This window comes from Brachybacterium hainanense (assembly GCF_042434575.1).
In the GTDB taxonomy this organism is placed as follows: domain Bacteria; phylum Actinomycetota; class Actinomycetes; order Actinomycetales; family Dermabacteraceae; genus Brachybacterium; species Brachybacterium hainanense.
Genome location: NZ_JBHLSV010000009.1, coordinates 31845 through 45280, shown reverse-complemented (window position 1 = coordinate 45280; position 13436 = coordinate 31845). Strand labels below are relative to the sequence as shown.

Annotated in this window: 12 protein-coding genes; 7 read left to right on the top strand and 5 right to left on the bottom strand. The window is 71.9% G+C overall.

All coding sequences use genetic code 11. The features are described 5' to 3' along the window. The first annotated feature begins 36 nt into the window (after positions 1 to 36). On the top strand, positions 37 to 2016 hold the full coding sequence (acs, locus tag ACFFF6_RS09065) for an acetate--CoA ligase (protein WP_376980130.1): 1980 nt from the start codon (positions 37 to 39) through the stop codon (positions 2014 to 2016). 55 nt (positions 2017 to 2071) lie between these two features. Here acs and ACFFF6_RS09060 read toward each other — a convergent pair whose 3' ends face one another. The 3 genes from ACFFF6_RS09060 to ACFFF6_RS09050 are packed head-to-tail and all read right to left on the bottom strand — an operon-like array spanning position 2072 to position 4916. Continuing rightward, entirely contained in the window at positions 2072 to 2890 is an 819-nt protein-coding gene (locus ACFFF6_RS09060; RefSeq protein ID WP_376980037.1) for a hypothetical protein, read from the bottom strand. Next, positions 2887 to 3540: a LuxR C-terminal-related transcriptional regulator gene (locus tag ACFFF6_RS09055; RefSeq protein WP_376980036.1), complete on the bottom strand. Its 654-nt coding sequence runs from the start codon at positions 3538 to 3540 to the stop codon at positions 2887 to 2889. Before ACFFF6_RS09055 ends, ACFFF6_RS09060 begins: the two co-directional genes overlap by 4 nt. Then, positions 3537 to 4916: a sensor histidine kinase gene (locus ACFFF6_RS09050; protein WP_376980035.1), complete on the bottom strand. Its 1380-nt coding sequence runs from the start codon at positions 4914 to 4916 to the stop codon at positions 3537 to 3539. The genes ACFFF6_RS09055 and ACFFF6_RS09050 overlap by 4 nt, the downstream gene beginning before the upstream one ends. Positions 4917 to 5054: 138 nt before the next feature. Here ACFFF6_RS09050 and ACFFF6_RS09045 point away from each other — a divergent pair, with 138 nt between their 5' ends. From ACFFF6_RS09045 to rlmB, 4 genes are read left to right on the top strand one after another with little or no spacing between them, the layout of a single operon-like run. After that, positions 5055 to 6188 carry a LacI family DNA-binding transcriptional regulator gene (locus ACFFF6_RS09045; protein ID WP_376980034.1) on the top strand — a complete coding sequence of 378 codons (1134 nt, stop codon included), beginning with the start codon at positions 5055 to 5057 and terminating at the stop codon, positions 6186 to 6188. Between the two features lie 55 nt (positions 6189 to 6243). After that, positions 6244 to 6717, top strand: a complete 474-nt coding sequence (locus tag ACFFF6_RS09040) for a phage holin family protein (protein WP_376980033.1) — start codon at positions 6244 to 6246, stop codon at positions 6715 to 6717. 28 nt (positions 6718 to 6745) lie between these two features. Beyond that, positions 6746 to 8191, top strand: a complete 1446-nt coding sequence (gene cysS / locus ACFFF6_RS09035) for a cysteine--tRNA ligase (protein WP_376980032.1) — start codon at positions 6746 to 6748, stop codon at positions 8189 to 8191. Then, complete coding sequence (gene rlmB / locus ACFFF6_RS09030; RefSeq protein ID WP_376980129.1) at positions 8191 to 9162, top strand: 23S rRNA (guanosine(2251)-2'-O)-methyltransferase RlmB; 972 nt, start codon at positions 8191 to 8193, stop codon at positions 9160 to 9162. The genes cysS and rlmB overlap by 1 nt, the downstream gene beginning before the upstream one ends. Positions 9163 to 9209: 47 nt before the next feature. Here the strand turns inward: rlmB and ACFFF6_RS09025 are convergent, their stop codons facing one another. Continuing rightward, a complete protein-coding gene (locus ACFFF6_RS09025; protein ID WP_376980031.1) occupies positions 9210 to 10451 on the bottom strand; it encodes a DUF4032 domain-containing protein in 1242 nt (413 codons plus the stop codon). A gap of 152 nt (positions 10452 to 10603) precedes the next feature. After that, positions 10604 to 11689, bottom strand: a complete 1086-nt coding sequence (locus ACFFF6_RS09020) for an ABC transporter ATP-binding protein (protein ID WP_376980030.1) — start codon at positions 11687 to 11689, stop codon at positions 10604 to 10606. A gap of 169 nt (positions 11690 to 11858) precedes the next feature. On the opposite strand from ACFFF6_RS09020, the gene ACFFF6_RS09015 reads away from it, so the two are divergent. Both ACFFF6_RS09015 and ACFFF6_RS09010 read left to right on the top strand, forming a co-directional pair. Continuing rightward, on the top strand, positions 11859 to 12557 hold the full coding sequence (locus tag ACFFF6_RS09015; RefSeq protein ID WP_376980029.1) for a peptide deformylase: 699 nt from the start codon (positions 11859 to 11861) through the stop codon (positions 12555 to 12557). A gap of 81 nt (positions 12558 to 12638) precedes the next feature. Further along, positions 12639 to 13373: a hypothetical protein gene (locus tag ACFFF6_RS09010; RefSeq protein ID WP_376980028.1), complete on the top strand. Its 735-nt coding sequence runs from the start codon at positions 12639 to 12641 to the stop codon at positions 13371 to 13373. Positions 13374 to 13436: the final 63 nt, after the last annotated feature.

The following is a 13436-nucleotide window of genomic DNA, read 5'->3' as shown; positions in this document are numbered from 1 at the left end:
GTTCCGGGCCGCAGGCCCAGCAGACCAGGAGCGATGATGCCCGACGACGCCCCCGACGGAATCGACAGCCTCTCGACCGAGACGCGCAGCTTCCCCCCGAGCTCCGAGTTCGTGAAGGACGCGGTCGCTCGCCCCTCCCTCTACCTCGAGGCGGAGCGCGACCGCGAGGAGTTCTGGCGGAACCAGGCCAGCCTCCTCAGCTGGGAGACCCCCTTCACCGAGGTCCTCGACTGGACGAACCCGCCGTTCGCGAAGTGGTTCGCCGACGGTCGGCTCAACGCGGCCTACAACTGCGTGGACCGCCACGTCGAGTCGGGGCACGGTGACCAGATCGCCCTCCTGGCCGAGTACGAGGACGGCAGCGATGCGACGTACACCTACGCGCAGGTGAAGGACGAGATCAGCCGCCTCGCGAACGTGCTCGTCGAGCTCGGCGTGCAGACCGGCGACCGCGTCGGCATCTACCTGCCGATGATCCCCGAGGCCGCGTTCGCGATGCTGGCCTGCGCCCGCATCGGCGCCCCGCACTCCGTGGTCTTCGGCGGCTTCAGCGCGGACGCGCTGCGCTCCCGGATGGAGGACGCGGAGGCGAAGGTCGTCATCACCGCCGACGGCCAGTTCCGTCGGGGCAAGGCCATGCCGCTCAAGCCCGCCGTCGACGAGGCCCTCGCCCACGGCGCGCCGTCGGTCACGAACGTGATCGTCGTGCGCCGCACCGGCGGCGAGGTCGCCTGGACCGAGGGTCGCGACCTGTGGTGGCATGACCTGCGCGAGAGCGCCTCGACCGAGCACGAGCCCGTCTGGGTCGAGGCCGAGCACCCCCTGTACATCCTGTACACCTCCGGCACCACGGGGAAGCCCAAGGGCATCGTCCACACCACCGGCGGCTATCTCACCCAGACCTCCTACACGCACCGCGCCGTCTTCGACCTGAAGCCCGACACCGACGTGTACTGGTGCACGGCGGACGTCGGCTGGGTCACCGGGCACTCCTACGTCGTCTACGGTCCGATGGCCAACCGCGCCACGCAGGTCATCTACGAGGGCACCCCGGACACGCCGCATCAGGGCCGCTGGTGGGAGATCATCCAGAAGTACGGCGTCACCCAGTTCTACTCCTCGCCGACCGCGATCCGCACCGCCATGAAGTGGGGCGAGGACATCCCCGCGAAGTTCGACCTGTCCTCGCTGCGCCTGCTGGGCAGCGTCGGGGAATCCATCAACCCCGAGGCGTGGATGTGGTACCGCCGGGTGATCGGCGGGGACCGCTGCCCGATCGTGGACACCTGGTGGCAGACCGAGACGGGCGCGATCATGATCTCCCCGCTGCCGGGGGTGACCAGCACCAAGCCGGGCTCGGCGCAGGTGCCGCTGCCGGGCATCGTCGCCGACGTCGTGAACGACGCGGGGGAGAGCGTGGGCGCCGGCAAGGGCGGCTACCTCGTGCTCGGCGAGCCCTGGCCCTCCATGCTGCGCGGCATCTGGGGTGATCCCGAGCGCTTCCAGGAGACCTACTGGTCCCGCTTCCCCGGGAAGTACTTCGCCGGGGACGGCGCGCGCCGCGACGACGACGGCGACATCTGGCTGCTGGGCCGCGTCGACGACGTCATGAACGTGTCCGGGCACCGCCTGTCCACCACGGAGATCGAGTCGGCCCTGGTGTCCCATGCCTGGGTCGCCGAGGCGGCGGTGGTCGGTGCGAGCGATGCGACCACCGGCCAGGCGCCCGTCGCCTTCGTGATCCTCCGGGGCGGCTCCGAGGAGGAGGTCGCCGCGGCCGGCGGTGAGGCACAGGTCTCCGAGATCCTCCGCCAGCACGTGGGCCGGGAGATCGGGCCGATCGCGAAGCCGAAGCAGGTCCTGCTCGTGACCGAGCTGCCCAAGACCCGCTCCGGCAAGATCATGCGCCGCCTCCTGCGCGATGTCGCCGAGAACCGGGCGATCGGCGACACCCAGACCCTCGCGGACTCCTCCGTCATGGATCTCATCCAGCAGGGGCTCACCGGCCGGAGGTGACCGCGCGGCACCGGATCCGGAGCGGGGAGGGCCCCGACCCGGATCCGGCGCCCGCTCAGCGCGTGACCGACGCCGACCCGACGCTCGTGCGGATGCGGAGGACGGGATCCCCGGCCCCGGAGGACTCGATGCCGGGGGCGATCCAGAGCTCTCCGGTGCTGGTGGAGGCATCGACGGCCCACCGGCTTCCGGCGGGCACGAGCACGCTCACGTCTCCCACGTCGGAGACGGCCTCGATCGAGGACGCGGGGCCCGCCGCCCCGATCTGCACGTCGACGTCGCCGACGTTCGAGGTCGCGCTCACCGTGGCATCGGCCGGGACGTCCTGCACATGCACGTCGCCGGTGTCGGTGCGGGCGGTGACCTGCGGGCCCGTCGCCGTGATCGACACATCGCCGACGCTCGTGTACGCGTCGGTGACCCGCAGCCCGGTCTGGGGGACGACCAGCAGCAGCGAGCGGTGGTCGTCCTCCCAGGGGATGGGCCCGTTCATGGCGGGCTGCTGCACCGTCACGGTGGGGGACTCGGCCGTGCCGCTCACGGTCACGCGCGCGAGGGCGGTCGCGTCCTCGCCGGGCAGCTGGGTGGAGCCGTACTCGACCAGGCCCAGCGTCGGGCTCGTGACATCGCCCGGGATCACCACGATGTCGCCGACATCGGAGCGCAGGCTCACGGACGTCGCCCCGGTCAGCTCGACCTGGGCAGGAGCCTGCTGGTAGCTGCCCTGGGTCCACCACGAGAGGAAGGTCTGGGCGCCCAGCAGGGCGAGGACCGCGAGGACGACCAGGCCGGCCAGGAGGGTGAGGGTGACGCGCCAGCTGCGTTCGCCGCGCGGGCTCGGGGACAGGACATGGGGCGGGATCGTGGTGGTCATCGGTCCTCCGACTCGAGGTAGCGCAGCACGGCCATGACGCGGCGGTTCTCGCCGTCGACCGGGGTGAGGCCCAGCTTCAGGAACAGCGAGGAGATGTGCTTCTCGACGCTTCCCGCGGACAGGAACAGCTCCGCGGCGATCGCCGCGTTCGATCGGCCCTGCGCCATCGCCTCGAGGACCTCCCGCTCGCGCGGGGTCAGGGACTCGATCACCGAGCGGCGCCGTGTGCGGACCAGGATCTGCTGGATGACCTCGGGGTCCAGCCAGGTCCCGCCGCCGCCGACGGTGTCGATCACCCCCAGGAACTCGTCGACGTCGGCCACGCGGTCCTTGAGCACGTAGCCGAGCCCGCGCGGAGTGCCCGCGATGAGCTCGGAGGCGTAGCGCTCCTCCACGTACTGCGACAGCACGAGCAGCGCGACCTCCGGGTTCTGCTCCCGGATGAGGACCGCGGCGCGCACGCCCTCGTCGGTGAAGGTCGGCGGCATGCGCACGTCGATGACGGCGAGGTCGGGCCGATGCTCCGTGACCGCGGACAGCAGCCCGGTCCCGTCCTCGACGGCGGCGACGACCTCATGGCCGGCATCGGCGAGCAGGCGCTCCAGCCCGGCGCGCAGGAGGACGGCGTCCTCGGCGATGACGATCCTCATCGGATCTCCTCCTTCAGGGGCGCCGGTGCCGGAGCCGGCATCGGCAGGACGACGTGGAGGCTGGTCCCGCCTCCGGGCGGACTGGAGAGCTCGAGGCGGCCGCCTGCGGCGCGGACCCGATCGGTCAGGCCCGCGAGCCCTGTGCGCTGTCCGGTCGCGAGCCCGCCGCGGTGCACGGCGGCACCGCCGCGGCCGTTGTCGCTGATCAGGATCTCCAGGCCGGAGACCTGCTGGCGCACCTGGACCGCGGCGCGGGATGCGCCGGAATGCTTGGCGACGTTCGTCAGCGCCTCCGAGACCACGAAGTAGGCCACGCCCTCGGTCTCGCGGCCCATCCGCTGCGGAAGGTCGGTGTGGAGGTCCACGGCGATGGGGGATCGGGCGGCGAGCGCCGACAGCGCCGGATCCAGTCCGCGGTCGGTGAGCACCGCGGGGTGTATGCCGCGGGCGAGCTGGCGCAGATCGGTGATGACCCCCTTGGCCTCGGAATGCGCCTCCCCGACGAGCTCGGCGGCCCGCTCCGGATCGGTCGCGATCTTCGACTTCGCGATGCCGAGGGTCATCGCGAGGGCGACCAGACGCGGCTGCACCCCGTCGTGGAGGTCCCGCTCGATGCGCAGCCTCTCCTGAGCGGCCGCGTCCACGGCCCCCTGGCGGCGCTGGTCGAGCTCTGCGACCTGCTCCTTGAGCTCCTGCTCGCTGCGGGAGAGGAAGGCGCGGGCCAGAACCCGATCCAGGATCGCGCCCAGCGCGATCACGCCGACGGCGATGAGCAGGCAGACCGCGCCGACGACGAGCAGCCCGTCGTCCAGGTGCACGCGCCCGATGGTCACGGATCCGGCGCGCACGAAGATGTCGACCGCGGTCCAGCTGGTCCACAGCGCGACGAGCGCCACGCTCCCGACCACCAGAGCGCTCAGCATCGTGAGGTGATGGTGCAGGGCGGCGCCCCAGAAGGACAGGGAGCTCAGGTCGAGCCAGAGGTTGTGCAGCGCACCGGCGATCCCCGTGCGCTGCGAGCGCCGCCGGGCCGGCACGGTCACCCGGATGCCGTGCACGGCGCTGGCCCGTCGACGCTCGACGACGGCCGCGAGGCGCATCAGCAGGATCCAGGGGATCAGCAGGAGCAGGCCGGAGCCGAGGGCGGGGAGGGAGGCGAAGCCGGTGACGACGAGCACGAGGCTCGTGATGCCCCAGGTCCAGGAGAGCAGGGACCACAGGATCACCGAGCTTCCGGCCGCGATCGCGTGCGGGCGGCGCCGCACGGGCTCCGGCGCGGAGGGCTCGGCCGCGGCCGGTGGGTCCGCGGCGACCGGCGGCGGGGACGGCGGCGGGGCCGCAGCACCCGGGGAGGGTGCGGAGTCGTGCGATGTCATGGGCTCCACGCTAGAGGCCGCGGGGCGGGGCCGGCAGACGGCCGGCCGCCGAGCCGAGCGGGGGATAACCCCCACACGAGCGGGTCGGCCGCGACGGACCGGGCCCGGGAAGGGCATCGCGTGCGGTTCAATGGACCCATGAGCGAGAACGCGCGGGGCACGCAGCCCGAGGACACCGTCGACCTGAGCAGCACCTCCTCGAGCGGAGGCGATGCCTCCGGCTCCGGGCGCGGCACGCTGCGCGACGTGGCGGACTCCCTGGGCATCTCCAGCGCCGTCGCCCTGCGCGCCCTGCGCGGGATGGAGGACATCCGTCCCCAGCTGCGCAGCCGCGTGCACGAGGAGGCCGAGCGCCTGCGCTTCCCGCTCGAGGAGCTGTCCCAGGCGGGCGACCACCGCGGCGTCGTGGCCGTGCTGGTCAACACGATGCGGAACACCTGGATCTCCGACCTGGTGCGGGCGATCCGGATCGAGCTCGCCGCGACCGGACGCTCCGCGGTCGTCGTGCCGACCCGGCGCCGGATCCCGGAGTACCCGGTCGCGGCGGACACCGAGGCCATCGAGTCGCTCATGCATCTGGGCGTGGACGGCTTCCTCATGGTCTCGGACCTCCACGACGTCGAGTCGGTGCTCGACGTGCTCGGGGACCGGCCGCTCGTGGGCATCGGCTGCTCGCAGGACTTCGCGGGACGCTTCGACACGGTGCGGATCGACGACGTGGTGGGCCAGGGCATCCTCGTCGACCATCTCGTGAGCCTCGGCCACGAGGACATCGCCCACGTCGGCGGGGTCGGCTCGACCGTCGCCCGCGAGCGGGCCGACGCCTTCCGCGCCGCGATGGACCGTCACGGCCTGGGCGAGCACGCCCGGGTCGAGCCGGGGGACTTCACGGAGCAGGTCGGGCAGACCGCGGGGTCGATGCTGCTGCGCGGCAGCCAGGTTCCCACCGCCGTCACCTGCGCGAACGACGTGACCGCGGTCGGCGTGCTGTCCGCGGCGCGCGAGGCGGGCTACGACGTCCCCGGCCAGCTCGCGGTCGCCGGGTACGGCAACACGTCCCTGGCCTCCTCCGGCATCGCGGAGATGACGAGCATCGACCCGAACTCCGACCGGCTGGGCGCCCTCGCCGCCCAGTTCCTGGTCGAGCGCGTCTCCGGCCATGACGCGGCGCCGCGCGACGTCGCCGTCGCCCCGTCGCTCGTCCGCCGCCGCAGCACCTCCGCGGGACCGCGGCCCGCCTCGGTCAAGCGCAAGCGCGTCTCCATCGACTGACACCCGGCCCGAGCATCCGCAAGACACAGCACCGCGCTGAGATAGGCTCCTTCCCATGATCAACCCCACGAACGACCCGAGCACGCCGCCCACCCAGCGGTCCATCGGCGAGCTGGTCGCGTCCATCAAGGACGAGCTCCTGGGCGTCGTCCACCACGAGATCGACATCGCCAAGAAGGAGTTCACCGCCATCGCGGTGAAGGCCGGCGTCGGCATCGCTCTGTTCCTGGTGACGGCCTTCTTCCTGCTGAGCGCCTGGGTGATGCTGCTGTTCGCGGCCGCCTGGGGCCTGGTCGCCCTGGGGCTCCCCGCCTGGGGCGCCTTCCTCATCGTCATGGGCGCCCTCGTGCTGATCGGCATCATCGCCGCGGCCGTCGGCTATTTCGTCTACCTCGCCAAGATCAAGGCGCCGGAGACCACGATCGCCACCGCCAAGGGCGCCGTCGACGCGGTCAAGGGCGTCCGGCACCGCAACGCCGTCTCCTACGATGACACCTACGAGGAGCTGTACGGCAAGCAGGTCAGCTGACCCATCCCGCCGTGAGTACCATGGTGCGGTGACTCTCCAGCTGCACGACTCCGCCACACGGACGACCGCTCCGTTCCGCCCTCTGGTGGACGGGGCGGTCTCGCTGTACGTGTGCGGCCCCACCACGCAGGGGTCCCCGCACCTCGGCCACCTGCGCACCTTCCTCGCCTTCGACGTGCTGGTGCGCTGGCTGCGCCGCAGCGGCTACGACGTGACCTACGTCCGCAACGTCACCGACATCGACGACAAGGTCCTCGCCAAGGCCGCCGAGGCGGGATGGCCCTGGTGGGCCTGGTCGCTGCGCTTCGAGCGCGAGTTCCACGAGCAGCTCGACGCCGTCGGCTGCGTGCGCCCCACCTACGAGCCCCGCGCGACCGGGCACGTCCCCGAGATGATCGCCTTCATGGAGCGGCTGAAGGGGCGCGGCCACGCCTACGCCGACGGCGAGGGATCCGTCTACTTCGACGTCTCCTCGCTCCCGGACTACGGCTCGCTGACCCGCCAGTCCCTCGAGGACCTGCAGGAGACGGGGGAGGAGACGGAGCCGGGCAAGCGCGCCCCCCAGGACTTCGCCCTGTGGAAGGCCGCCAAGCCGGAGGAGCCTGCCTCCGCCAGCTGGGACACGCCCTTCGGACGCGGTCGTCCCGGCTGGCACCTCGAGTGCTCCGCGATGGCGCACAAGTACCTCGGGGAGAGCTTCGACATCCACGCCGGCGGCCTGGACCTGCGCTTCCCGCACCACGAGAACGAGCAGGCGCAGTCCCACGCCGCCGGCTACGGCTTCGCCCGGCGATGGATGCACTCCGGAGTGCTCACGGTCGACGGGCTGAAGATGGGCAAGAGCCTCGACAACTTCGTCACCGCCGAGGACGCGCTCGCCGCGCATCCCGCACCCGTGGTGCGCCTGGCGCTCGTGGGCGCCCACTACCGGGCGCTCGTCGAGTACAACTCCCGCGCCCTCGCGGAGGCCGCGACCGTCTGGGACCGATTCACCGCGACGGCCGGGCGGGCCCGGGAGCTGCTCGTCGCCGACGGGCGGGAGCTCGAGGATCCGCGCACCGCACAGCTCCCGGAGGCCTTCGTCGCCGCGCTCGACGACGACCTCGCCGTACCGGAGGCGCTCGCGGTGATCCATCGGACCCAGACGGAGCTGAACGCGCTGCTCGCGGGCGGGGCAGGAGCCGATCCCGCGAGCATCGGCTCCCTCCTCGGGCAGCTGCGCGGCATGCTCGACGTGCTGGGCCTGGACCCGCTGGATGCCCAGTGGACGCAGGAGGACCGCTCCGCGGGGGCGGAGCATGCGGCGCTCGACGCGCTCGTGCAGGCGCAGCTCCGCGCCCGGGCGCAGGCGCGCGCCGCGAAGGACTGGACAGCCGCTGACAGGATCCGCGATGACCTCGCCGCGGCGGGGATCCGTGTGGAGGACGGGCCCGACGGCGCCCGCTGGACGCTCGAGACGACCGGGAGGTCATGATGGCAGGCAACGGAGGACGCCGCGGGGCGATCCGCCGCACGAAGAAGGGTGCGACCACGGGCTCCGGAGGGGTGCGTCGACGTGCTCTCGAGGGCAGGGGTCCGACCCCGAAGGCGACCGATCGCCCCGGGCACAAGGCCTACGCCGGCGGGTCCTCGTCCTCCGGCGCGCGCGCCGGCACGGGGCGGGACGGCAGGGCGCGCGGCGGCAAGGTCCCCGGATCCGATCAGGTCGCCGGTCGCAACGCCGTCCTCGAGGCGCTGCGCGAGGATGTTCCCGTGACCGCGCTGTCGGTGATGGTGCGGATCGAGAGCGATGATCGGGTCCGGGAGATCCTGCGCCTCGCGCAGGCCCGGAGCGTTCCCGTCCAGGAGGTCACGCGCACCGACCTGGACCGGATGACGGACCACGCGGTCCACCAGGGCGTGTCCCTGACGATCCCGCCGTACGAGTACGCGGACCTCGACGAACTGCTGCAGATCGCCTCCGACGCCTTCGACGCGCCCCTGCTGATCGCCCTGGACGGCATCACCGATCCGCGGAACCTGGGGGCGATCCTGCGCAGCGCCGGGGCCTTCGGTGCCCATGGCGTCATCCTCCCCGAGCGCCGCAGCGTGTCGATGACCGCGAGCGTCTGGAAGGTCGCCGCCGGGGCGGCGGGCCGGGTGCGCGTCGCCCAGGTCACCAATCTCAACCGCGCCATCGCCGATCTCAAGGCGCAGGGCCTGTTCGCCCTCGGCCTGGACGCGGGCGGCGAGGTGACCACCCGCTCCATGGACCTTGCCGCGGAGCCCGTCGTCCTCGTGATCGGCGCCGAGGGCAAGGGGCTCTCGCGCCTGGCCCGCGAGCTGTGCGATCAGGTCGTCTCGATCCCGATGGAGTCCGCGACGGAATCGCTCAACGCCTCCGTGGCCGCCGCGATCGCGCTCTACGAGGTCGCGGGAGCACGCGCCGCCGTCGGCCGCCGCTGACGGACGGCCCCGCGGGGCGGGGCATCCATGCCCCGCCCCGCGGGACCTCAGCTCTCGAAGATCGGCAGAGCGGAGGTCTCCGTCGTGACGAGGGACTTCTCGTTGGGGCGCAGCGGCAGCTGATGCGCGACGTAGTCCTGCGCCGCCTCCACGAGCGGGACGTCGCGGCCCTGCTTCTCCGAGAGGTACCAGCGGTGCTCGAGCACCTCGTGGAAGAACTCGGGGGCCTCGAGCTTCTGCCGCATGGATCGGGGGATCGAGCGGACCACGGGCTCGTACTGCATCTGCAGCCACTCGTGGGCGACGAACTCCTCGTCCTCGGCCTGCTGCTCCGTGAGCGCCACATAGTGGTCGAGGTCGTTGAGCAGGCGGCGGGCCTGGTTCTCCCCGGCATCGATGCCCGTCAGGCGCATCAGGCGGCGCGCATGATGCCCGGCGTCGACGACCTTCGGATGGATCGTCACGGTGGTGCCGTCGAGGTCTGTCGTGATCTCGAGCTCGTCGACGTCGAAGCCCAGCTCGTTCAGCCTCTCGATCCGCGCGGAGACGCGCCAGCGCTCGTCGGAGGAGAAGCTCTCCCGCGAGGTGAGCGCGGCCCACAGCTCCTCGTAGCGGCTGAGCAGCGAGTCCCCGACCTCGATCGGATCGGTCTCCTCGTCCAGCAGCTCCCCGGCCTGGAGGTCGAACAGCTCGCCGATGATGTTCGTGCGGGCGAGATCCAGGTCGTAGGCGCGCTGGCCGTCGGACAGCTGCTCGTACAGGGTGCCGGTCTCGACGTCGACGAGGTACGCGGCGAAGGCCCCGGCATCGCGGCGGAACAGGGTGTTGGACAGGGAGACGTCGCCCCAGTAGAAGCCCTCCAGATGCAGGCGCACCAGCAGCACTGCGAGCGCGTCGATCAGCCGCTTGGCGGTGTCCTGCCGGGAGATCTGGCTGAACACGGCGCGGTAGGGCAGCGAGAACTGCAGGTGCCGGGTGATGAGCACCGCGTCGAGCGGCTCACCGGCCCGGGTCTCGCGCCCGCTGACCACGCCGAAGGGCTCGACCGCCGGGATGCCCAGCTTCCCGAGCAGCCGCAGCATCGAGTACTCGCGCTGGGCCAGGTGATGGGCGATCTCCTTGAGCGCCAGGACCCGGCCGGTCACGCGCGCGAAGCGCACCACGTGCCGGGAGATGCCGCGCGGCAGCGAGGCGAGCAGGGAATCGGGCCACTCCTCGAGGGGGACGTCCCAGGGCAGGTCCAGCAGTGCCGGATCTGCTCGGGACGCGGTGATCTCCAGAGGTGCCATGGGGTCCATTGTGCCCTGTCGGGTCGTCCTCACGCACGAGCGGACGCCGGTGGACGTGAGGTGTTCACCGGTTCTCCGCATCGCCCGTCCCCGGGGACGCGGACGGCGGGCGCCCGGCCGAAGCCGGACGCCCGCCGTCGGGACGCAGCCCGTCAGTCGCCCAGGCGGGCGCCCGTCGAGGTGTCGAACAGGTGCAGGTGGCCCTGGGCGGGACGGAAGTGGACCGTCTCGCCCTTCATCGGGGGCTTGCGGCCGTCGACGCGGGCGATGATCGGCTTGGCCGTCTCGTCCGAGCCGGCGAGGCGCCCGTAGACGTACGCATCGGCGCCGAGCTCCTCGACGACGTCGACCTCGACCGCGAGGCCGGTGCCGTCCGTGGAGATCTCGAGATCCTCCGGGCGGACGCCCACGGTGACCGTGGACTGGCTGGTCTCGGACAGGATCGAGCGGTCGACCGGGACGGTCGCGCCGCCGAACAGGACGCCCTGATCGGTCACCTTCGAGTCGATCAGGTTCATCGCGGGGGAGCCGATGAAGCCCGCCACGAAGACGTTGTTCGGGTGGTCGTACATGCGGCGGGGCGTGTCGATCTGCTGGAGCACGCCGTTGGCGAGGACGGCCACGCGGTCGCCCATCGTCATGGCCTCGGTCTGGTCGTGGGTCACGTACACGGTCGTGACGCCCAGGCGACGCTGGAGCGAGGCGATCTGCGTACGGGTGGACACACGGAGCTTGGCGTCGAGGTTCGACAGCGGCTCGTCCATGAGGAAGACCTGGGGGGAGCGGACGATCGCGCGGCCCATGGCCACGCGCTGACGCTGACCGCCGGAGAGCGCCTTCGGCTTGCGGTCGAGGTACTCCTCGAGATCCAGGATCTTCGCGGCCTCCTCGACGCGCTTGCGGATCTCCGCCTTCGGGGTGCCCGCGATCTTCAGCGCGAAGCCCATGTTGTCGGCGACCGACATGTGCGGGTACAGCGCGTAGTTCTGGAAGACCATCGCGATGTCGCGGTCCTTCGGCGGGACGTCGGTGACGTCGCGGTCGCCGATCAGGATGCGGCCGCCGTCGATCTCCTCGAGGCCGGCGAGCATGCGCAGCGCGGTCGACTTGCCGGAGCCCGAGGGGCCCACGAGCACGAGGAACTCGCCGTCCTCGATCTCGATGTTGAGGCTGTCGACGGCCGGGCGCTCCTGGCCCGCGTAGACGCGCGACGCGTTGTCGTAAGTAACAGTTGCCATGGGGGTGACCCATTCCCTTCACCGGCAGGTACGTGCCGGACGGTCCGTTGTGAAGTGTTTCTGTTCTCACCGGTGCGGAACACCTTCGTCCGCGGATTCGTGTGCGCCATTGCACCGGCGTGAGCGAGTGTAGCCCATCACAGGGGGTGCTTCCTGTGATACTCACAGGATGGACCTCACCCAGCTCGTGACCAAGACCCTCGACCGCCGCTCCCGGGCCGGCGCACCCCTGCGGATCGTGCAGGCGGGCCACCCGGCGCTGCGCTCTCCCGCCCGCGACGGATACGGCCGCCTCCCGACCGCCCTGCTGCTCGAGCTCATCGAGGCGATGACCGTGACCATGCGCGCCGCCCCCGGCGTCGGGCTGGCCGCCCCCCAGGTGGGCATCCCCATGCGGCTGTTCGTGATCGAGGACCGCTCCGCGGAGGACGGGGCCGAGCGCGATGCCGAGGACGACCTCCTCGAGCGCGACGGCGTCCCCCTGCGCGCCGTCCTCGACCCCGCGTACGAGGCGCTCGAGGAGGACGGCCGCGAGACCGTCTATGCCTGGGAGGGCTGCCTCTCCGTCGAGGACTGGCGCTCGATCGTGCCGAGGCCCCGCAGCATCCGCTTCCGCGGCCTCGAGGTCGACGGGCGCGGAGACGTCGTCGAGGTCGAGGAGGTCCACCGGGGCTGGCCGGCGCGGATCCTCCAGCACGAGACCGATCATCTGGCGGGCACGCTCTGCCACGACCTCGGCGTCCCCCGCTCCTTCGTGCAGTCCCGGTACGTCGCGCGCTACGCCGACATGCCCGAGGCGGTGCGCTGGCTGGGGCTCGACGGGGAGATCGCGCGGCTCGGCACAGGCGAGGCGGTCATCCGCTCCTGAGCTTCTCCCGGTACCGTGTCCCCGGACGTCCCGTCGGGGAGCGGACCACCCGAGCGGATCCCTGAGCAGATCGGAGACACCATGAACCGCAGCACCCCCGTCCCGGAGATCGAGCCCGAGGCCGCAGAGCAGGAGGGCGGCACGGTCCTGGACGAGCGCTGGCTGAAGATGATCGATGCCGCGCTCAAGGTGCAGACGCCCGTCGCCGCGGCCTACGTCGCCCGGCTGCGCGCCAAGCACCCCGAGGCCACGGACGACGAGCTGATCGCCTCGGTCTGCCGGAAGTTCAGCCTGCTCATGACGGCCACCGGCGCCGGGATCGGCGGCGTCGCCGCCCTGCCCGGGCTCGGCACCGCGGCCGCCGTGGGCCTCACCATCGGCGAGGGCGCCTCCTTCGCGGAGGCCTGCGCCTTCCTGACCCTCGCCGTCGCGGACATCCGCGGGATCGACATGAAGGATCGCGACACGCGGCGGATGGTCATGTTCGGGGTCCTGAGCGGCGACAAGGGCACGCGGATCATCGCCAAGACCCTCGGCAAGCAGGGCATGCAGTGGAACACCGTGCTCGCCGGCAGCGGCAGCAGCATCGTGCCGCGCCTGATCAACACCCAGATCTCTCACTGGGTCCGGCGCAAGATCGCGGCGCGCGCGGGCAAGCTCTGGATGGCCCGCCTGCTCCCCTTCGGCATCGGCGCGGTCATCGGCGGCGTCGGCAGCCGCATGGTCTCCCGCTCGGTGACCGATGCCGTGCAGGAGATCTTCGGGGCCGGTCCGATGATCGCCGGGGAGGCGGAGGAGCCCTCGGCCGGGTCCTGACCCGGCCCGGCACATCAGATCCGGGCAGGCGCATCAGATCCGGACAGAAGAGCGCCGCGGCCG